We start from the raw sequence: 19,042 nt of genomic DNA, 5'->3' as shown, positions 1-19,042 counted from the left end.
TCCCCCCCCCCCCCCCCCCCCCCCCCCCCCCCCCCCCCCCCCCCCCCCCCCCCCCCCCTCTCCCCCCCCCCCCCCCCCCCCCCCCGGGGCGATCGGGGGCCCGGCGGAAGCCGCGGTAGGCGCCGCATGGGGGGCCGCGCAGCAAGGAGGGGCCGCACCTGTCGGTTTCCGGTCCGGCGCGCGCGGCCTCACCGGATGCCAGCCCGGTGGGCGGTGCCCGCCGGGCCGGGCTGGCACAAACGCCGCCAGGCGCTGTGTGCGAAGGCGGGCGGCAAGGCGGACCGCACTCCACCGGTTCCCGGCCCGGCGCAGGCAACCCCGGCCCGGGCGAGCCGATGGACCCCGGCCCGGGCGAGCCGATCGACCCCGCCCGTCGACGAGGGCGACGAGCGCGAAGAGCCGCGCATGATCACCGACCGGCCCCCGCACGCGGCGGACCGGCCGCGCGCGCCTGCCGCGCGGTGGCGCGTGGCACGGGGGAGGGTCGACGGTACGGCGACTGCGCCCCGGTCTGTGATGTGCGCCTACCGCTCGGTGCCACGCGGCACGGGGACGGCCGGTGGCACAGGGCTCGCGCCCCAGCCGTGAGAGCGCCCATCGCCCGGTGCCGCGCGTCACCGGGAAGGGCCGGTGACACGGCGACCGCGACCCGGTCATGGCGCGCCTGCCGTCCGGCTCGATGCGTCACCGGGAAGGGCCGGTGACACGGCGACCGTGACCCGGTGATGGCGCGTCTGCCGTCCGGGGCGATGCGTCACCGGGCAGGGCCGACTGCATGGTGACCGGGACCCGGCCATGACGTGCGCTCTTCGTCCGGTGCCGCCCCTCCCGCAGAACGGCCCCCGGTGCCGTACCTCCCGCAGAACGCCCCCTGGTGCCGCACCTCCCCGCAGAACGGCCCGACGCCATCGCGAGCCCGACCCGGTCGATCCCCGCGCCCCCAGGCCTCCTCCCACAAGGTGGCCGACATCCCGTATCCAAGCGCCCCCCAACTCCCTTGCCCCGCGGTCGGCATCCAGCCGCATCGGCCGATCTGCCCATGGCGCAGCCCCGGTTGATCCGGAAGGATGCTGCGGGCGGCCCGGTGGACGGCCGTGCCGTGCGACAGCCCCAGCCCGACCGAGACGGAGCGCATCGATGACCTCTGCGGCCCCCCACGACCTCGTCGTCACGCAGGCCACCCTTGGCGACTGGCCGGTGATCAGCGGGTGGGCGGCGGCGGAGGGGTGGAATCCGGGGCTGTCCGACGGGCCCGCGTTCTTCGCGCAGGATTCCGAGGGGTTCTTCCTCGGGCGGATCGACGGGGAGCCGGTGTCGGCCATCTCCGTCGTCAACCACGGCCCCGACTACGCCTTCCTCGGTTGCTATCTGGTCCGCCCGGACCTGCGCGGCCAGGGACACGGGCTCACCACGTGGAAGACCGCGCTGGCCCACGCCGGGAACCGGACCGTCGGCCTGGACGGAGTCGTCGCCCAGCAGGACAACTACCGCCAGTCCGGCTTCCGTTTCGCCCACCGCACCATCCGCTTCACCGGCACCGCCCCCGAGAGCGGCACGCCCGCCGGGGTCCGCCCGGCCGGGCCCGCCGACCTGGCCGCGCTCACCACCTACGACAGCGCCTGCCACCCCGCCGACCGCCCCCGCTTCCTCGCCGAGTGGCTCAGCACACCCGGCCACCGTGCCGTCGTCCGCGAGGACGGCGGCACGGTGGCCGGCTACGGCGTGCTCCGCCCCGGCCACGACACCCTGCGCATCGGCCCTCTCTTCGCGGACACCGCCGACGACGCCCGGGCCCTGTTCGCCGCCCTCACCGCCGACGTGGCCGGCCGCGAGGTGGCGATCGACGTGCCCGAGCCGAACGCGGCCGGCGTCGCCCTGGCCGAAGAGGCGGGCCTGCGCCCCTCGTTCGAGACCGCCCGCATGTACACGGGCCCGGTGCGCGCGTACGCCCGGGAGCGGGTGTTCGGCGTCACCACGCTCGAACTCGGCTGACTTCAGACGGGACGGGCGCGCCCGGTGTGGAAGCGGCGGTGCAGTTCCCGTACCTCGTCCACCAGTTCCGGCACCGGCCCCTCCACGGCCACGTCAGGCGCGATGTCCCGCACGGGCAGCGTGCGCACCGGCGGTGCGGGCACGCCCAACTCGGCGAGCAAGCCCGAGAGTTGGACGGAGGAGACGATGTACACGATCCGGCCGAGCCCCACCCAGGCGTGCGCCGCCGCGCACATCGGGCAGTGCTCGCCCGAGGTGTAGACGGTCGCCGCCGCCCGCTCCTCGGGTGTCAGGTGCGCGGCCGACCAGCGGGCCAGCTCGAACTCGGGATGCCGGGTGCGGTCCCCGTCCGCGACCCGGTTGCGGTCCTCCGCCAGCACGGTCCCGTCCCCGGACACGAGCACCGACCCGAAGGGCTCGTCACCGGCGTCCAGCGCCTCCGTCGCCAGCTCCACACAGCGGCGCAGATACCGCAGCTCACTGTCCCGTACCATCGGCCCACCTCCTCACGGCATGATCTCCGGCGGGACAGGCTACGGCCACCGCGGCAGACCCGGCCGGCGCATGTGCCTCGGGGGCGACGGAGGACCGCCGGGCCGGGAAGGCGTACCGGCGCCCGGCCGCGACCGTCGCGAGCGCCACCAGGACCGGCGGCAGCGCGGTCCAGGGCAGCGCCCCGGCGCCCGCCGCGTCCAGCGCCAGACCGCCGGTGAGCGAACCGGCGGCGATGCCGGCGTTGTACACCGTGGTCTGCAACGAGGTCGCCACATCCGCGTCGCCCGGCCCCGACGCGTCGACCAGCGCGGTCTGGATCAGCGTGGGCGCCCCGCCGAAGGCCACACCCCACAGCGCCACCGCGCCGACCAGCAGCCCGTGCACGTGACCACCCAGGCCCAGCGTCAGCAGCACGGCCGCGACCAGGGCGAGCGCCGTGAGCAGAGTGGGGCGGAGATTCCGGTCGACCAGCACACCGGTGAGCCAGATCCCGGCCACCGTGGCGGACCCGAACACCGCGAGCAGCACGCCCGTACGGCCGTACCCGGCCCGCGCGGCGAACGGGGCGACGTACGTGTACATCACCTGATGCCCCAGCAGCAGGAACAGCGTCACGGACAGCACCGGGCGGATGCCGCGGCGTACGGCGACCCGGACCAAGGGCACGCGCGCGTGCGGCGGCTCGCCCGGGAAGCCGGGCACCCGCAGCCGTACCCAGCACACCAGCAGCACGGCGAGCGCGGCGAGGGCCCCGAACGCGGCCCGCCAGCCCACCGCGGCGGCCAGCGCGGCACCGGCGGGCACGCCCAGCGCCAGGGCCAGGGTGATCCCGGCCAGCACCACCGCGATGGCCCGGCCGCGCCGCTCGGCCGGCACCATCCGGGCCGCGTACCCGGCGAGCATCGCCCAGAGCGTGCCACCCATCGCCCCGGCGAGCAGCCGGGCCGCGACGGTCAGCGGGTACGACGACGACAGCGCGACCAGCGCGTTGCTCACGGCGAACCCCAGCAGCGCGCCGCACAGCACCGGCCGCCGGGGCAGTCCGCGCAGCGCTCCGGTGACCGGGACCGCGGCCACGAAGGAGGCGGCGGCGTACGCGGTGACGAGGAATCCGATCCGGGACTCGGCCACCCCCAGCGGGGGTGCCATCGCGGGCAGCAGGCCCGCCGGGAGGAGTTCGGTCAGTACGGCGGTGAACGCGGCGCAGGACAGGGCGAGCAGCCCCGACCATGGCAGGTGACCGCCCTTGACCTGGGAGGACAGGGTCATGCGACCATGGTCGAAGCCTCACATCAGTGTGAAGGTCAAGCGCGGATCCGGGAGGCCGGCATGCGGATCGGTGAGCTGTCCCGCCGTACGGGGGTCCCCACCCGGCTGCTGCGGTACTACGAGGAACAGCACCTGCTCCACCCGGAACGCACCGGCAACGGCTACCGCAGCTACCCGGAGTCCGCGGTCGCGCGGGTGGGGCAGATCCGCGGCCTGCTGGACTCGGGTCTGACCACCGAGATGATCCGCGCGATCCTGCCGTACCTCTGCGGCCCGGACCATCTCGTGCCGGCTCCCGAGGACGTGCCGGCCGAGACGGCCGCCCTGCTCCGGGGGCACATCGACCGCATCCAGGCCCGCATCGACTGCCTGGCCCGCAACCGCGACCGGCTCACCGCCTACCTGGAGGCGGTACGGCCGGACGGCCGCTGACGCCCTGTCACATCCTTCGCTTCCGCCCGTCAAATCCTTTGTGTCCGCCGGGGTCGTCGTGCTGAAGTGAGGCCATGGATCATGCCTCAGTGCTCGCTGTGTACGACCGGGACCTGCGCGAGGGTGCCCGGCCCGACGGGCCCGGGGCCCGGATCGAGCGGGCCGGCGGGGTGGTGCGTCAGGTCGCGGACGCGCACGGCTGGAACGGCGTGCTGTGGTCCGGTCTGGACGCGGCGGACGCGGACCGGGCCGTCCGCGACCAGATCGCCTACTTCACCCGCCTAGGCCGGGACTTCGAGTGGAAGCTCTACGCCCATGACGAGCCGGCCGATCTCGGCGACCGGCTGCTCGCCGCCGGGTTCCGGGCCGAGCCCGCGGAGACGCTGATGGTCGCCGAGGTGGCCGGGCTCGCGCTGGACACCGCGCCGCCGGCCGGCGTCCGCCTCCTGGAGGCCATCGATCCGGCCGGCGTCGACCTCGTCGTGGACGTGCACGAGAGGGTCTTCGGGACGGACGGCACCCGGCTGCGGCACCAGTTGCTGGCCCGCCTGGCCGCCGACCCCGGCACGGTCGTCGCCGTGGCCGCCGTCGCCGGCGACGAACCCGTCGCCGCCGCCCGCATGGAGCTGGTGCCCGGCACCCGGTTCGCCGGGCTGTGGGGCGGCGGCACGGTCGAGGCCTGGCGGGGCCGGGGCATCTACCGCGCCCTGATCGCCCACCGCGTCCGCGTCGCCGCCGCCCAGGGCTATCGCTACGTCCATGTCGACGCCTCGTCCATGAGCAGCCCGATCCTGGCCCGTCTCGGCTTTCACGCGCTGAGCACCACGACGCCCTACCTCTACGAGAACTGACTCAGCGCCGGGCCCGGCCCCGGTCCAGCGCGGCCACCCCGACGGCCGCCAGGGCTATCTGGATGAGCCACTCGATCCAGTCGGGCCCGTTCGTGTCGGCGACCCCCAGCCCGGCGGCGATCGCCGAGCCCAGCAGCGCGGCCACGATGCCGACGACGATGGTCCACAGGACCCCGATGTGCTGCCGTCCGGGGACGACGAGCCGGCCCAGCACACCGATGACGAGTCCGATGACGATGGCGCTGATGACCCCTGAGATCTCCATGGCCGACCTTCCTTGGCGGTCTTGTTCGCGATCCCCGCTGATGTGGCATGTGCCCGCTGTAAGCGGAGCCACTCCGCTCCGGTTGCCCCCGGGAGCCTCTGTTCACCGCCCCGTCATGCCATGTACCTTTCAACCAATCGACGCGTGTAGAAACCTCAAGCGGGTTCTACGCGCGCAGACTTGGCGCCCGCACCGCGCTCTTCCCCACCCCTCATGGAGGTTCGACGGATGCTCGGATCCGGCAGATCCCGCCGCAGATTCACGACCGCCCTGGCCGGCCTGGGCCTGTTCGTCACGGGAGCCGCCCTCCAGGTCGGCGCCGGCACCCCCGCCCACGCGGCGACCACGCACCGCGTCCTGTTCGACAACGCCCACGCCGAGACGGCCGGCAACGCCGACTGGATCATCTCCACCAGCCAGCCCGACCCGCTCGGCCAGGACTCCACGCCGTCCGCCGAGACCGACTGGACCGGTGCCCTGTCCTCCTGGGGCGTGGCGCTCCAGAAGACCGGCAACTACAGCCTGAAGACACTGCCGTCGGGGGCCGGTCTCAGCTACGGCGGCACGTCCGCGACCGACCTGTCGAACTTCGACACGCTGGTCCTGCCGGAACCCAACACGCTGTTCACCAGCGCCGAGAAGACGGCGATCATGAACTTCGTGAAGAACGGCGGCGGGCTGTTCATGATCTCCGACCACACGGGCGCCGACCGCAACAACGACGGCTACGACGCGGTCGAGGTCTTCAACGACCTGATGACGAACAACAGCGTCGACTCCACCGACCCGTTCGGCTTCTCCGTCGACTCGCTGAGCATCAGCTCCGACCACCCGTCCGCGATCAGCGACAGCACCGACCCGGTGCTGCACGGCTCGTTCGGCACCGTCAGCAAGAGCCTGATCGCCAGCGGTACGACGGCCACCCTCAAGCCCGCCGACAACGCCGCCGTCAAGGGCCTGCTCTACCGCACCGGTTACTCCGGCAACACCGGAGCCTTCTTCGCCACCAGCACCTTCGGCAGCGGCCGGGTGGCGTTCTGGGGCGACAGCTCCCCGATCGACGATGGCACCGGCCAGTCCGGCAACACCCTGTACGACGGCTGGAACGACTCCACCGCCACCAACGCGCCCCTCGCGCTCAACGCCACCGAGTGGCTGTCCGGCGCGAGCGGCAGCAGCGGGGGCGGTGGCGGCACCTGCACGGCCGCCCAGCTGCTGGCCAACCCCGGCTTCGAGTCCGGCGCCACCGCCTGGACCGCCTCCAGCGGTGTGATCACCAACGACACCGGCGAGGCCGCCCGCTCCGGCTCCTACAAGGCCTGGCTGAACGGCTACGGCTCGGCCCACACCGACACCCTCGCGCAGTCGGTGACCATCCCCGCCGGGTGCACGAGCGCCACCCTGAGCTTCTACCTCCACGTCGACACCGCCGAGACGACCACCTCGACGGCCTACGACACCCTGAAGGCGCAGGTGCTCAACAGCAGCGGAACGGTGCTGTCGACCCTCGCGACCTACTCGAACCTGAACGCGGCGAGCGGCTACACCCAACGCGGCTTCAACCTGGCGAGCTACGCGGGCCAGACCGTGACGATCAAGTTCACCGGCACCGAGGGTTCCACCCTCCAGACGTCGTTCGTCCTCGACGACACCGCGCTCAACGTCAGCTGAGCCGGGACAGGGGGTGGGCCTTCCAAAGGGCCCACCCCCTGGGGCGTCAGGCCGCCGGCACCGTCCGCTCCGGCGTGTTCCACCCGGAGACCCGCACCCCCGGTGCCGAGCCGTGCAGATCGGCCGTCCGGTAGGTGGCGGTCAGCGTCACCGACTCGCCCGGCCACAGGCTCACCTCGTTGTCCGACCAGCGCACCGGCAGCACGGGCTTGCCCCGCTCGTCCACGAGGTGCACGTCCGTCAGCAGCGCCGGGGTCTTCCCGCTCCCGCTGTGGCGCAGGGTCACGGTCGTGGTCGACATGCCGTCCGACGAACGTGTGGCCGCGGTCGCCGCCACCGGCGCCTGCGCCATCGAGGTGAGCCCCTTCATGTCGGCGTAGCTCGTCGTCGGCGTGTGGTACCAGGTGGTGCCGTTCCAGTCGAGGGTGTCGGGCCGGGTGGAGAGCCAGTACACGTTCCGGCTCACCTCCGTGCCGTCCGCGTCCGTCAGCGTCAGCCGGAGCAGGTACGTCCGCGACAGACCGCTCACCGAGGACGGCAGGGTCAGCGGTGTGCCGTGAGCCCCTTCCCCGTTCACCGCCACACCGGTGACGGTCTTGTCGTACTTCTGCGTGCCGTCGGGGTTGTACAGCGTGGCCCGGGCGGTGAGGCCCTTCGCGGCAGCGGGCCGGTTGTTCACCACCACGACCGAGCGGTCGTCGTAGGAGTACTGGATGTGCAGCGGCTCGTTCGCCTTCTTCGCGCCGAAGTAGGAGCCGTTCTGGTCGAGGTAGCGGTCCGTCAGCTGCCAGTGCAGGGAGGTCCAGCCGCTGTTGAACATCCAGTGGATCACCCCGGTGGCGGGCCGGTCCTGATCGGCCGCGTTGCGTCCGTACGCCTCGAACTGGGCGCGGACGTTCTCGTACTGGGCCAGCTGTGCCTTGCGGACGTAGTCGGTGAGACCCGTCGGGGCGCCGTAACGGCCGGCGAGGGCGTCGTCGTAGATCTTCAGCGTGCCGAAGACGGGGGACGGCGAGCGGTGGTACTGCCTGGCGTCCGGGTCCTTCCACAGGGTGTCGAGTTCGGCGGGCGTCATCATCCGGCGCAGGGTGCCGAGGGTGGGGATGCTCGGGCCCGCGCTGGTCTCGGAGTTGAAGCCGGTGGCCCCGCCCTCCCGCTTGGCGTACCAGTAGCCGGGCGGCACCCAGTCGTAGGGGCCGGTCATCTTCATGCCCGAGCTGCCCAGGCGTGGGGAGGAGCGGTCGGAGGCGGAGGAGACGACCGGGGTGGGCCAGTCGGCGGACTTCAGGGCGTCCAGGTAGCTCTTCTCGATCGTGGCGTCGGGGGCGAAGTCGCTGCCGATCAGGAAGGAGATGACGCTCGGGTGGTCACGCAGCCGGGCGGCCTCGGCGGCCATGGACGCCTTGGCGACCGGATAGTCGGCGTCGGTCCACCGGTTGCCCTTCTCGTCGCCGTTGAACTCGCCCTCCCATTTGTCGCAGCACTCCCAGCCCGGCAGGGTGAGCACGCCGTAGCGGTCGGCCAGGTCGAAGAACTCGTCCGGTTCCAGGTGGCCTTCCAGACGGAGGGTGTTCAGGCCCAGGTCGAGGGCGTACTTCAGACGGTCCTCGACATAGGTGGGGTCCCAGCGCAGGAACTCGTCCGGGGACCAGCCGCCGCCCTTGATCAGCAGCTTGCGGCCGTTGATCCGGTACTGCCGGGCGCCGTCGGAGTTCAGCGGGGCCCGCACGTCCCGGATGCCGAAGGTCTCGTGCGCGGTGTCCGACGTCGTGCCGGCCACGGTGGCGGTGAGGTCGAGGTCGTACAGCGGCTGTCCGCCCATGCCGGCCGGCCACCACACCTTCGGGTCGGTGAGGTGCAGGCCGGGGGTGTCGGCGGGGGAGAAGGTGACGGTCTTCGTCTCGTGCGCGGCGAGCTTCACCGTCGTACGGAACTCCGTCCCGTCGACGCTGCCGGTGACCTCCGCCGTGACCGGCGCGTCCGTCTCGTTGCGGGCCTGGGCCTTGACGGTCAGGTCGGCCGTGGCGAGCGACGGCACCGCCAGCCGGGTGACCACGTGCGCGTCGCGCAGCGCGACCGGGCCGCCCCTGCGGACCAGGACGTCCCGGACCAGCCCCATGTTCTGGTCGGGCGGCGGCTGGATCCAGTCGATCCAGCCCATGGTCAGATCCTTGAGCGGGTCATTCGGCCGGACCCGGAAGGCGACGGTGTTCGTGCCGGACCTGACCAGCGAGGTGATGTCCAGCTCGTGGCGGGTGTAGGCGCCGGTCACATCTGCGGCCCCGGCCACCTGGTGGCCGTTCACATAGACGTCCGCCGCCGAGACGACCCCGCTGAAGTCGAGAGAGGTGCGCCGCCGGGTGTCCCCGACGGTGAAGTCGGCGCGGTACCACCAGGGCACCTCGAAGTCGGCCCGGGGGATCTTCTGCTGGTCGGTGGAGTGGAACGGGTCGGTGTACACGCCGTTCGCCAGCAGCGCGGCCAGCACCGTGGAGCGGGGGCCCGCCGGATACCAGCCCTTCGCCGGATAGCCGGGGGAGGACACGGCCGCCGCGGAGTCGCCCACCTTCGCCGTGGACTGGAGGGCGTAGCCGGACAGCGGGGTGCTGGTGCCGGCGGCGGACGGCACGTGGGTGATCCGGGCGGGCCGGTGCGTTTCCGCCGTGTCCCGGTGGCCGGCCCAGGCGCCGGTGGTGAGGGAGCCGACCAGAGCGAGGAGCGCGGCGGTCATGGGGAGCCGGCGGGCGGGGCGAGGGAACACGGCGGTCTCCAGCCTCGTAAAGTTAGGAAACTTTACTAACCTGGGCCACGCTAGGGGGCGCCATGGGCCGTGTCAACGACCCTCGCCGTGGTGGCCGTTGAACGGGTCAGGTTCCGGCCGTACGGCGTTCGAACACCAGGTCGCGGGCCGTGTCCAGCGCCGTGGCCACCGCGCCCAGCAGGACCGCGTCCTCGCCGAGCCCGCTCGGCGCGATACGGGGCCGCAGCGGGGTCAGCGCACGCAGCCGCTCCCGCACGGGCCCCAGCAACAGGTCGACGCTGTGACCCACACCGCCGCCGAGCACCACGAGGTCCGGGTCGAGCACGGCGGCGGCCGCCGCCACCGTGTGCGCTATCCGCTCGCCCTCCAGCTCCACCGCCCGCACGGCGCCCGGATGCCCCTGCCGGGCCGCGTCGAACACGGCCTTCGCCGTGAGCTGCCCGCGCATCCCGAACTGCCGGGCCGACTCCACGACCGCCACCCCCGACACCGCGTCCTCCAGCCGCTCCGGCTTCTGCCGGCCGTGCCACGGCAGGAAGCCGATCTCCCCGGCCAGCCCGCGCGCCCCCGTGAACAGCCGCCCCTCGCTGACCACCCCCATGCCGAGACCGGTGCCGATCAGGATGTACGCGAAGAGCCGGCTGCCCGCGCCGACCCCGTACGTGTACTCGCCGAGCGCCGCCAGATTGGCGTCGTTGTGCACCTCCAGCGGCACACCCAGCTCCGTGCGTATGCGGTCCATGAGCCCGGCCCGCCCCCAGCCCGGCAGATGCATCGCGTAGCGCACCCGCCGCTGCTTCTCGTCGTACACCCCCGGCGTGCCCACCACCCCGTGCACCACCTCCGCCGGGTCCACGCCCGAGTTGGCGATCACCTGGCGGGCGGTGGTCACGACCAGGTCGGTCAGGGCGGCGGAGGCGCGGGCCCGGTTGCGTATGTCGGCTCGGGCGACGACCGTGCCGTCCAGGTCGACCACCGCCACGCGCAGCCAGCCCCGGCCGATGTCCACGCCGAGCGCGTACCCGGCGGCCGGATCGGGGGCGTAGAGCACGGCGGTGCGCCCGCGCTCCGGGGCCTGCGTGCCGACCTCGTGCACCAGGCCGGCCGCCGCCAGCGAGGCCAGCGCGCTGGAGACCGTCGGCTTCGACAGGCCCGTTTCCCGTGCCAGTTGGGCGCGCGAGGCGGCGCCGAGCGTGCGCAGCCGGTGCAGCAGCAGCCGCTCGTTGGTACTGCGCAGACGCCGGCGGCTCCAGGGCTGTTCCGGCTGCTCTACGACGTCGCTGGCGGGCATCGCACCATTCTCGTGCATTCCTGTCGCACACTTGACGCCCCTAGTAAGGCTCCTTAACTTTATCCGCCAGTCAGCCTCCGCCGGGCGTCGCGCGCCCGTCGCGTCAGGAGTCCCCCATGTCCGGTAGCCCGCCACCCCCGGGTGGTTTCGTCCGCCGTGTCGGCCTGTTCCAGGCCACGGCGATCAACATGAGCCAGATGTGCGGCATCGGGCCGTTCGTGACGATCCCGCTGATGGTCGCCGCGTTCGGCGGCCCCCAGGCGGTCATCGGGTTCGTCGCCGGGGCGGTCCTGGCGCTGTGCGACGGCCTGGTCTGGGCCGAGCTGGGCGCCTCGCTGCCCGGCTCCGGCGGCAGTTACGTCTATCTGCGCCAGGCCTTCCAGTACCGCACCGGCCGCCTGATGCCGTTCCTGTTCGTGTGGACGGCGATGCTCTTCATCCCGCTGATCATGTCCACGGGCGTGGTCGGCTTCGTCCAGTACCTGGGCTATCTCGCCCCCGGCCTCGGACAGACCGCCGGCGACCTGATCGGGCTCGGCGTCATCGCCCTGGTGGTGATCCTGCTCTGGCGGGGCATCGAGCACATCGCCCGGATCACCGCCGTGATGTGGATGGTGATGATCGCCTCGGTGCTGCTGGTGATCGTCGCCGCCGCCACCCACTTCAGCCCACACATGGCCTTCACCTACCCGGCGGGGGCTTTCAATGTGACGAGCAACCACTTCTGGCTCGGCTTCGCCGCGGGCCTGACCATCGGCATCTACGACTACCTCGGCTACAACACCACCGCCTACATGGGTGCCGAGATCAAGGAGCCCGGCCGTACGCTCCCGCGCTCCATCCTCTTCTCGATCCTCGGCATCATGGCGATCTACCTGCTGCTCCAGATCGGCACCCTCGGTGTCGTCGACTGGCACCGGATGACCGACCCGGACGACATCGCCTCCTCCTCGGTCGCCTCCGCCGTGCTGGAGGAGACCTGGGGCAAGGGCGCGGCCGACACGGTGACCGTGCTCATCCTGATCACCGCGTTCGCCTCCGTCTTCGCCGGCCTGCTCGGCGGCTCCCGGGTGCCCTACGACGCCGCTCGCGACCGGGTCTTCTTCCGCCCGTACGCGAAGCTGCACCCGAGGCACCGCTTCCCCATGCTCGGCCTCGCCACCATGGGCGTGATCACCGGCATCGGCTTCCTGATCGGCCGCCACACCGATCTCGCGACCCTGATCCAACTGCTCACCACGGTGATGGTCATCGTCCAGGCACTGGCCCAGATCGTCGCGCTGACGGTCCTGCGCCGACGCCGGCCGGACCTGCCCCGTCCGTACCGGATGTGGCTGTACCCCCTGCCCAGCGTCCTCGCCTTCGTCGGCTGGTGCGTGATCTACGGCTACGCCGACAAGAACTCCCCGGGCCGCCATCCCATCGAGTGGTCCCTCGCCTGGCTGGCCCTCGGTGGCGTGGCCTTCCTGATCTGGGCGCGGCTGGAGAAGGTGTGGCCGTTCGGCCCGAAGGAGATCAGCGAGGAGACCGGCGCGGAGCCCGCGGGGGCGGTCACCGCAACGCCCTTGGCGTGAGCTAGAGTTACCGACATCGAAGCGCACCTCCCCGGCCGGGCCTCAGTCCGCCGGGGAGGCTTTGGTTCATGACCGACATCATGACCGCGGACGTCACCGTCCGCCCCGCGACCCCCGAGGACCGGCCCGCCGTGGAGCGGCTGTGGCTGATGTTCCGCCACGATCTGTCCGAGTTCACGGGCCTCCTGCCCGCCGCCGACGGCACCTTCCGCAGTGAACGCGTGGCATACGCCTTCACGGAGCCGGGCTGGGCGCCGTACCTGCTGACCTGCGAGGAGCGCCCCGCCGGGTTCGCCTTCGTCCGGGGGCTGGACGGCCCGGTCCGCGTGCTGAACAGCTTCTTCGTGGTGCGCGGCGCCCGGCGCCGGGGCATCGGGCTGCGGGCCGTGCGCGAGGTGCTCACCCGGCACCCCGGGCCGTGGGAGATCGCCTTCCAGCAGGACAACCCGGCGGCTGTCGGCTTCTGGCCGCGGGTCGCCGAGGGCCTGGCCGGTGACGCGTGGACACAGGAGCCACGGCCGGTGCCGGGCCGGCCGGATCTGCCTCCCGACGTGTGGATCTCCCTCACTGTGACCGGCTGACCCGGCGACCCGGCGACCCGGCGAACCGGCTGACCTGGCGGTCCGGGCGGGGCCTCCTTGACGTGCAGGCAACTGCCTGCATAACGTGGAGTGTGCGATCGGAGGACGACACCCGGATGGACAACGTCTTCAAGGCGCTGGCCGACGACACGCGCAGGCGCCTGCTCGACCGGCTCCATGAGAACAACGGCCAGACCCTGGGCGAGCTGTGCGAGCGCATCGCCATGACGCGCCAGTCGGTCACCCAGCACCTGGCCGTCCTGGAGGCCGCCAACCTGATCAGCACGGTGCGGCGGGGGCGGGAGAAGCTGCACTACCTCAACCCCGTGCCGCTCCACGAGATCCAGGAGCGGTGGATCGACAAGTTCGAGCGCCCGCGCCTCGCCGCGCTCGGCGCCGTGAAGCGACGAGCCGAGGAAGCCATGACCGACAAGCCCCGTTTCGTGTACGTCACCTACATCGCGAGCACGCCCGAGAAGGTCTGGGAGGCACTCACCGACGCCGACCTGACGGCCGCCTACTGGGGGCATCGCAACGTCTCCGACTGGCGGCCCGGTTCCCGCTGGGAGCACATGCGCACCGACGGCTCCGGCATCGCCGACGTGGTCGGCCGGGTCGTGGAGAGCGAGCCGCCGACCCGGCTGGTGACCACCTGGGCCGCGCCCGACCAGGAGGGGCAGGAGGACCGGCACTCCCGGGTCACCTTCGAGATCCGGCCGCACGAGGACATCGTGCGGCTGACCGTCACCCATGAGGATCTCAACGACGAGGGCGAGCGAGCCGACGTCGCGTCCGGCTGGCCGGCCGTCCTGTCCAACCTGAAGTCGCTGCTGGAGACCGGCCGGACCCTGCCGCAGGAGCCGTGGCTGGTGCCGTCCCGCTGACAGCCGTGGCTCGTGCCGTCCCGCTGACAGTCGTGGCCGGTGCCGTCCGCTGAGCGGACGCGGGCACGCGGAGGCCGGTCCGCCCGGGGGCGGACCGGCCCGCGTTCTTTCCTTCCTTTCCTCGATCTCCTCTTCTACGGCTTTTCTACGGCTCTTCTACGGCCTGGTGGTGCTCTTCGCCGCCGTACCGGCGCAAATCAGTCCGAGGACGAGGGCCAGGGCTCCGATGACGATGTTGTTGACGATGACGCCCGTGTCCGGGCCGCTGCCCACGATCCACGGAGCGATGATCATCCAGATGCCCAGGGCGCACATGGCCCAGCTGAGGCCGTACATGCGCTCGGGTGCCCGGGTGAATCCCAGTGCCAGCAGGCCTATGGCGATGCCCACGATGAGGTTGTGGGTCACGAGCGCCGGCTGGCTCGCGGTGTAGTGCAGGATCCACGGGGACGCGGCGCAGTAGAGGCCGAGCAGGAAGACCGGCCCGTCCACGAGCGCCACATCACGACCGCCGAGCATGCGGGCGTAGCGGTCCCGCATTTCGGAGACATCGGGGTGGCTCGTTATGTCACCCCTGTGCAAGTTGGCCATGAGTCGTCTCCTTTGACTTTGCAGGCCAGACCGCGTCTGGTGCGGCAGCGTTAAGCGCCGCATACTCCAGTTTGCCCTTATTTCTTCTTTATGTGTAGAGGTGGACGAAGTGTGCCGCTCAGTCGCGGCTCCGGGCTCGCGTGAAGCGGGTCAGTCCGTCCGCGAGGCCGATGATCGGGGCCGGGTACGCGCCGACGCGCGTCCCGTCCGCGTCCCGCAGCTTCCACGGCTCATGGACCGCCGCGCCCGGGACGTCCGCCAGCTCGGCCACCCAGCGCCGCACGTAGACACCGTCGGGGTCGTGCCGCCTGGCCTGGGCGACCGGGTTGAGGACCCGGTTCGGACGGGTGTCCGTGCCGGTGCCCGCGACCCACTGCCAGTTCAGCTGGTTGTTGGCCACGTCCCCGTCCACCAGCAGCTCCAGGAAGTACCGGGCGCCGACGCGCCAGTCGACGTACAGCGTCTTCGTCAGGAAGCTCGCGGTGAGCAGACGGGCCCGGTTGTGCATCCATCCCTCGTGCCGCAACTGGCGCATCGCCGCGTCGATCACCGGATAGCCGGTACTGCCCTCCCGCCACGCCTCGATGTCCTCCCGGGCCGTCCGCTCGGAGCGCCAGCGGTCGTGCCGGGTGCGGTAGTCGGCGGCGGCCGCGCCCGGCCGGGCCGCCAGCACCTGGCGGTGGAAGTCCCGCCAGGCGATCTGCCGTACGAACGCCTCCGCTCCCGGACCGCCCGCCCGGCGCGCCCGGTGGACCAGTTCGACGGGAGACAGCGTGCCGAAGTGCAGGTGCGGCGAGAGCCGGGAGGTCGCGTCCCCGGCCAGGTCGTCGTGCCGGTCCGCGTAGGCGGCGACGCCGGAGCGGAGCCAGGCGGCGAGCCGATTCCGGCCGGCCGCCTCGCCGCCCTCGGCCAGACCCGGCGAGACCCCCGGGCCCGCGGCCCGGGACGGCAGTTCCTCCGAGCCGATGCCCGGCGGCACCCGGACCGAGCGAGGCGCGTCGAGGACGCCCCGCAACCGCTGCCCCGACCAGTGCCGGAAGTACGGCGTGAACACCGCGAAGTGGTCCGAGGCGGCCGGGGTCACCGCACCAGGCGCCACCGCCGTGGTCACGGACTCGTGGACGTGCAGCCGCCGCCCGCCGACCTCCAGGGCGCGCCGCAGCCGCCGCTCCCGCAGCTGGGCGTAGCCGCTCGCGTCGGCCGCCATGTGCACCTCGTCGGCGTCCGCCGCCGCGGCCACCGCGCACACCTCCTCGACGGCGTCGCCGGAGCGCACCACCAACCGCCCGCCGCGCTCCCGCAGTCCCGCGTCCAGGTCCCGGAGGCAGTCGGCGAGGAACGCCAGCCGGTTGGGCGCCGCGAACCCGGCGGCGGCCACCCCCCGGTCGCGCACGAACAGCGGCACGACCTGGCGGGAGCCGGTCAGCGCGGCCCGCAGGGGCGGGTGGTCGTGCAGACGCAGGTCGGCGGTGAAGAGGACGACCGAGACAGCCATGGTGCGGCTCCTGGGGGAGGGGCGGGGCGGTCGGCGCTTCCGGCGCGGTGGCTCCGGCCGACCTTGGCGGCTCCGGCGGGCGGGCGGGGGGACCAGGCGGGCGGGTGCGGGAACCAGCGTGCGGGTGCCGGGTGCCGGGGGCCCGGCGGGCCGTTGGCAGAGCCGTCGGTGAGGTGACATGTCCGCAGCGGTTCGGGGCAGGCGGAGCAGTACAGGATGTACGTTTCCTTCGACCGTACCGGAGGTGTCCGCCACCATGAGCGCCAAGGTTCTGGAGCGATTCCCCGCAGGGGCTCCGCGTGGATCGTGGCCGGCGGAGGAGTACGCCGCCGCCCGACGCGCCGAGGGCGAACCGGCCACCGTGGTGATGGACCTGAAGTCGGACGCCTTCCTCGTCGTGGTCGAGCGCCATGAGGAGGACGACCGCGCCTGAGGCGCCGGTCCCGCAGGCGATTTCCCGGTTTTCCTGCCACGCCTTCATGTAATTCCAGGGTCCGCTATACGAGACCGGTCGGGATTTCCTTGACGGCCGTCGCCGACTGCTGCCACGATCATGGCATGACGATGCGACTGGACCTCACGCGGCGACGCCATGTCGACCTCGCGCGCGTCTCCAGCGCCTCCTGTTGGCCCACGGTCTGATCCGCACTCTCCCCGCCGGTCCCGTCGGGCCTCCCCACACTCCTGGCTCGCCTGCCCTTTGCACCCTGTCCGGGCCGGAATTCGGCGTGCCCGAAATTGCCGCCGGACAAACCCGCGGCAGGAGTTCCTGGAGTCCCTTGAGTCCCTGGAATTCCTGGAGTTCTGGGGTTTTTCGAGTCGGTGGAGTGCGTTGAGTTCCGCATGCCCGGAGCATCCGTGAAATCCGCCTGCCGGGTCCCCGACGCCGACATCCCCGCCGGAGCCGGCACCGGAGCGGAATCCGTCCCCGCCTCCGCCTCCGCCCCCGGCCACGCCTGACCGCCGAGCCGGAATCCGCTCCCCTCCGACTTCACCGGGCACCCGTCGCCGTACGCGCGTGCCCGGCGCACCCCAGAAACGAGGCACCCATGGCCACCGTCCTGTCCGTCTCCGGCAGCCCCTCCGCCTCCTCGCGCACCGGCCGTCTGCTGCGCCACCTGGACCAGCGGCTCACCGCCCAGGGCCACGAGGTGATCCCGCTCGACGTCCGCACCGTCCCGGCCGAGGCCCTGCTCGGCGCGGACTTCCGGCATCCCGCCGTGGTCGAGGCCACCGAGCTGTTCGCCCGCGCCGACGGCGTCGTGGTCGGCACCCCCGTCTACAAGGCGTCGTACTCCGGTGTCCTCAAGGCGCTCCTGGACCTGCTCCCGCAGTACGCGCTGACCGGCAAGACCGTGCTGCCGCTCGCCACCGGCGGCTCCACCGCCCATGTCCTCGCCATCGATTACGCCCTGCGCCCGGTGCTGAACTCCATGGGTGCCGCGCACATAGTCCAGGGCTGGTTCACCCTCGACAAGGACATCACCGTGCGGGAGGACGGCTCGGTGACCCTGGCGCCCACCACCGCCGAGGCCCTGGGGCACGTGGTGGACCACTTCGCCGCCGCCCTGAACCGCACCCCGCTGCTGGCGGCCGCGAGCTGACGGCCCTGGCCGCCGAGTGCCCGCGTCCACCGACACCCCCGACGAGGCGCTTCGCGCCGCACCGCTCGCCCCGGCCGCCCCGGCACGGCCTGCCCTGATCGGAGACCCCACGTGTCCCTCACCTTCCACTGGTTCCTGCCCACCAACGGCGACAGCCGCCATGTCGTCGGCGGCGGCCACGGCACCCCGGCGACCGCCTCCGGCCGGGACCGGCCGCCGACCGTCGCCTACCTGAGCCAGATCGCCGGGGCCGCCGAAGACCTGGGCTTCGCCGGCGCGCTCACCCCGACCGGCGCATGGTGCGAGGACGCGTGGCTGACGACCGCGATGGTCAGCCGGCACACCGAGCGACTGAAGTTCCTGGTCGCTTTCCGGCCCGGCTTCCTCTCACCGACGCTCGCCGCCCAGATGGCGTCCACCTTCCAGCGGCAGACCGGCGGACGGCTGCTGCTCAACGTCGTCACCGGCGGCGAGAGCCACGAGCAGCGGGCCTACGGCGACTTCCTAGACAAGGACGCCCGGTACCGCCGTACCGGCGAATTCCTGCACATCGTGCGGCAGTTGTGGGACGGCAAGAGCGTCGACCTGCACGGCGAGCATCTGCGGGTGGAGGAGGCGAGGCTGAGCCGGTTGCCCGACCCGGTCCCCGAGGTGTACTTCGGTGGCTCCTCGCCCGCCGCCGGCGAGGTCGCGGCCCGGTACGCCGACGTGTACCTCACCTGGGGGGAACCGCCCGCACAGGTGGCCGAGAAGATCGCCTGGATCCGGAAGCTCGCCGCGCGGTACGGCCGTAACCCGCGCTTCGGAATCCGGCTGCACGTCATCACCCGGGACACCTCGGCACAGGCCTGGGCGGAGGCGGACCGGCTGCTCGACGGCTTCGACCCGGAGACCGTACGGGCCGTCCAGACGGGCCTCGCCCGCAGCGAGTCGGAGGGCCAGCGGCGGATGCTCGCGCTGCACGGCGGCAGCCGCGAGAGCCTGGAGATCCACCCCAACCTGTGGGCCGGCATCGGGCTGGTGCGCGGCGGCGCGGGCACGGCCCTGGTGGGCAGCCACGACGAGGTCGCCGAGCGCATCGAGGAGTACCACGCCCTCGGCATCGACGAGTTCGTCCTCTCCGGCTACCCGCACCTGGAGGAGGCCTACTGGTTCGGCGAGGGCGTCCTGCCCCGGCTCGCCGCGCAGGGGCTGTGGGCCCATCCTGACGGCAGGTCTGCCGCTTCGGCAAAGGTGCCGTTCGCGGGCTGAACAGGTCGCCGACAGCTGCCCGGCCAACCGGGCCG

18 protein-coding genes are annotated in these 19,042 nt (G+C 72.5%); 11 read left to right on the top strand and 7 right to left on the bottom strand.

Features of this window, described 5'->3' with window-relative positions:
• The first annotated feature begins 1,137 nt into the window (after nt 1-1,137).
• A complete protein-coding gene (locus tag ACZ4WH_RS21935) occupies nt 1,138-1,992 on the top strand; it encodes a GNAT family N-acetyltransferase (RefSeq protein WP_468182872.1) in 855 nt (284 codons plus the stop codon).
• Between the two features lie 2 nt (nt 1,993-1,994).
• Here the strand turns inward: ACZ4WH_RS21935 and ACZ4WH_RS21930 are convergent, their stop codons facing one another.
• Nucleotides 1,995-2,486, bottom strand: coding sequence for a nucleoside deaminase (locus ACZ4WH_RS21930; RefSeq protein ID WP_468182870.1), 492 nt, complete (start codon nt 2,484-2,486; stop codon nt 1,995-1,997).
• Nucleotides 2,470-3,756 carry an MFS transporter gene (locus tag ACZ4WH_RS21925; RefSeq protein ID WP_468182868.1) on the bottom strand — a complete coding sequence of 429 codons (1,287 nt, stop codon included), beginning with the start codon at nt 3,754-3,756 and terminating at the stop codon, nt 2,470-2,472. The genes ACZ4WH_RS21930 and ACZ4WH_RS21925 overlap by 17 nt, the downstream gene beginning before the upstream one ends.
• A gap of 60 nt (nt 3,757-3,816) precedes the next feature.
• On the opposite strand from ACZ4WH_RS21925, the gene ACZ4WH_RS21920 reads away from it, so the two are divergent.
• Entirely contained in the window at nt 3,817-4,188 is a 372-nt protein-coding gene (locus tag ACZ4WH_RS21920) for a MerR family transcriptional regulator (RefSeq protein WP_468182866.1), read from the top strand.
• A 74-nt stretch (nt 4,189-4,262) separates the two neighbouring features.
• Complete coding sequence (locus tag ACZ4WH_RS21915; protein ID WP_468182864.1) at nt 4,263-5,039, top strand: GNAT family N-acetyltransferase; 777 nt, start codon at nt 4,263-4,265, stop codon at nt 5,037-5,039.
• A 1-nt stretch (nt 5,040) separates the two neighbouring features.
• On the opposite strand, the gene ACZ4WH_RS21910 is transcribed toward ACZ4WH_RS21915, so the two are convergent.
• Entirely contained in the window at nt 5,041-5,304 is a 264-nt protein-coding gene (locus ACZ4WH_RS21910) for a GlsB/YeaQ/YmgE family stress response membrane protein (RefSeq protein WP_468182862.1), read from the bottom strand.
• Nucleotides 5,305-5,532: 228 nt separating this feature from the next.
• Between ACZ4WH_RS21910 and ACZ4WH_RS21905 the strand changes: the two genes are divergently transcribed.
• On the top strand, nt 5,533-6,975 hold the full coding sequence (locus ACZ4WH_RS21905) for a hydrolase (protein WP_468182860.1): 1,443 nt from the start codon (nt 5,533-5,535) through the stop codon (nt 6,973-6,975).
• A gap of 46 nt (nt 6,976-7,021) precedes the next feature.
• Here ACZ4WH_RS21905 and ACZ4WH_RS21900 read toward each other — a convergent pair whose 3' ends face one another.
• Nucleotides 7,022-9,736, bottom strand: a complete 2,715-nt coding sequence (locus tag ACZ4WH_RS21900) for a glycoside hydrolase family 2 protein (RefSeq protein ID WP_468182858.1) — start codon at nt 9,734-9,736, stop codon at nt 7,022-7,024.
• Nucleotides 9,737-9,842: 106 nt separating this feature from the next.
• Nucleotides 9,843-11,027, bottom strand: a complete 1,185-nt coding sequence (locus ACZ4WH_RS21895; protein ID WP_468182856.1) for an ROK family protein — start codon at nt 11,025-11,027, stop codon at nt 9,843-9,845.
• A gap of 116 nt (nt 11,028-11,143) precedes the next feature.
• On the opposite strand from ACZ4WH_RS21895, the gene ACZ4WH_RS21890 reads away from it, so the two are divergent.
• The 3 genes from ACZ4WH_RS21890 (at nt 11,144) to ACZ4WH_RS21880 (ending at nt 14,066) form a co-directional block, all read left to right on the top strand.
• A complete protein-coding gene (locus ACZ4WH_RS21890) occupies nt 11,144-12,601 on the top strand; it encodes an APC family permease (protein ID WP_468182854.1) in 1,458 nt (485 codons plus the stop codon).
• Between the two features lie 68 nt (nt 12,602-12,669).
• Complete coding sequence (locus ACZ4WH_RS21885) at nt 12,670-13,182, top strand: GNAT family N-acetyltransferase (RefSeq protein ID WP_468182852.1); 513 nt, start codon at nt 12,670-12,672, stop codon at nt 13,180-13,182.
• Between the two features lie 116 nt (nt 13,183-13,298).
• Complete coding sequence (locus ACZ4WH_RS21880; protein WP_468182879.1) at nt 13,299-14,066, top strand: ArsR/SmtB family transcription factor; 768 nt, start codon at nt 13,299-13,301, stop codon at nt 14,064-14,066.
• Nucleotides 14,067-14,222: 156 nt separating this feature from the next.
• On the opposite strand, the gene ACZ4WH_RS21875 is transcribed toward ACZ4WH_RS21880, so the two are convergent.
• Nucleotides 14,223-14,657 (bottom strand): SPW repeat protein, encoded by a 435-nt coding sequence (locus tag ACZ4WH_RS21875; protein ID WP_468182850.1) that lies wholly within the window; start codon nt 14,655-14,657, stop codon nt 14,223-14,225.
• A gap of 118 nt (nt 14,658-14,775) precedes the next feature.
• Nucleotides 14,776-16,152: a cryptochrome/photolyase family protein gene (locus ACZ4WH_RS21870; protein ID WP_468182849.1), complete on the bottom strand. Its 1,377-nt coding sequence runs from the start codon at nt 16,150-16,152 to the stop codon at nt 14,776-14,778.
• 256 nt (nt 16,153-16,408) lie between these two features.
• On the opposite strand from ACZ4WH_RS21870, the gene ACZ4WH_RS21865 reads away from it, so the two are divergent.
• The 4 genes from ACZ4WH_RS21865 to ACZ4WH_RS21850 all read left to right on the top strand — a co-directional run bounded on the left by ACZ4WH_RS21865 (nt 16,409) and on the right by ACZ4WH_RS21850 (nt 19,007).
• A complete protein-coding gene (locus tag ACZ4WH_RS21865) occupies nt 16,409-16,585 on the top strand; it encodes a hypothetical protein (protein WP_468182847.1) in 177 nt (58 codons plus the stop codon).
• Between the two features lie 125 nt (nt 16,586-16,710).
• The gene (locus tag ACZ4WH_RS21860) at nt 16,711-16,794 is read left to right on the top strand and encodes a putative leader peptide (protein ID WP_468182877.1); all 84 of its coding nucleotides are present in this window, start codon (nt 16,711-16,713) and stop codon (nt 16,792-16,794) included.
• Between the two features lie 407 nt (nt 16,795-17,201).
• Nucleotides 17,202-17,756, top strand: a complete 555-nt coding sequence (ssuE, locus tag ACZ4WH_RS21855) for an NADPH-dependent FMN reductase (RefSeq protein WP_468182845.1) — start codon at nt 17,202-17,204, stop codon at nt 17,754-17,756.
• A 111-nt stretch (nt 17,757-17,867) separates the two neighbouring features.
• Nucleotides 17,868-19,007, top strand: coding sequence for an LLM class flavin-dependent oxidoreductase (locus ACZ4WH_RS21850; protein ID WP_468182843.1), 1,140 nt, complete (start codon nt 17,868-17,870; stop codon nt 19,005-19,007).
• Nucleotides 19,008-19,042 lie beyond the last annotated feature (35 nt).

It is taken from the genome of Streptomyces sp. NPDC029138, assembly GCF_055564375.1.
Note: the sequence above shows the minus strand (reverse complement) of the source record. Positions and strands in the feature narration are given on the sequence as shown.

Excerpts from the sequence above, each read along its gene's own strand:
- ACZ4WH_RS21935 (WP_468182872.1), top strand. The coding sequence starts at position 1,138 with ATGACCTCTGCGGCCCCCCACGACCTCGTCGTCACGCAGGCCACCCTT.
- ACZ4WH_RS21930 (WP_468182870.1), bottom strand. The coding sequence starts at position 2,486 with ATGGTACGGGACAGTGAGCTGCGGTATCTGCGCCGCTGTGTGGAGCTG.
- ACZ4WH_RS21925 (WP_468182868.1), bottom strand. The coding sequence starts at position 3,756 with ATGACCCTGTCCTCCCAGGTCAAGGGCGGTCACCTGCCATGGTCGGGG.
- ACZ4WH_RS21920 (WP_468182866.1), top strand. The coding sequence starts at position 3,817 with ATGCGGATCGGTGAGCTGTCCCGCCGTACGGGGGTCCCCACCCGGCTG.
- ACZ4WH_RS21915 (WP_468182864.1), top strand. The coding sequence starts at position 4,263 with ATGGATCATGCCTCAGTGCTCGCTGTGTACGACCGGGACCTGCGCGAG.
- ACZ4WH_RS21910 (WP_468182862.1), bottom strand. The coding sequence starts at position 5,304 with ATGGAGATCTCAGGGGTCATCAGCGCCATCGTCATCGGACTCGTCATC.
- ACZ4WH_RS21905 (WP_468182860.1), top strand. The coding sequence starts at position 5,533 with ATGCTCGGATCCGGCAGATCCCGCCGCAGATTCACGACCGCCCTGGCC.
- ACZ4WH_RS21895 (WP_468182856.1), bottom strand. The coding sequence starts at position 11,027 with ATGCCCGCCAGCGACGTCGTAGAGCAGCCGGAACAGCCCTGGAGCCGC.
- ACZ4WH_RS21890 (WP_468182854.1), top strand. The coding sequence starts at position 11,144 with ATGTCCGGTAGCCCGCCACCCCCGGGTGGTTTCGTCCGCCGTGTCGGC.
- ACZ4WH_RS21885 (WP_468182852.1), top strand. The coding sequence starts at position 12,670 with ATGACCGACATCATGACCGCGGACGTCACCGTCCGCCCCGCGACCCCC.
- ACZ4WH_RS21880 (WP_468182879.1), top strand. The coding sequence starts at position 13,299 with ATGGACAACGTCTTCAAGGCGCTGGCCGACGACACGCGCAGGCGCCTG.
- ACZ4WH_RS21875 (WP_468182850.1), bottom strand. The coding sequence starts at position 14,657 with ATGGCCAACTTGCACAGGGGTGACATAACGAGCCACCCCGATGTCTCC.
- ACZ4WH_RS21870 (WP_468182849.1), bottom strand. The coding sequence starts at position 16,152 with ATGGCTGTCTCGGTCGTCCTCTTCACCGCCGACCTGCGTCTGCACGAC.
- ACZ4WH_RS21865 (WP_468182847.1), top strand. The coding sequence starts at position 16,409 with ATGAGCGCCAAGGTTCTGGAGCGATTCCCCGCAGGGGCTCCGCGTGGA.
- ACZ4WH_RS21860 (WP_468182877.1), top strand. The coding sequence starts at position 16,711 with ATGACGATGCGACTGGACCTCACGCGGCGACGCCATGTCGACCTCGCG.
- ssuE (WP_468182845.1), top strand. The coding sequence starts at position 17,202 with ATGGCCACCGTCCTGTCCGTCTCCGGCAGCCCCTCCGCCTCCTCGCGC.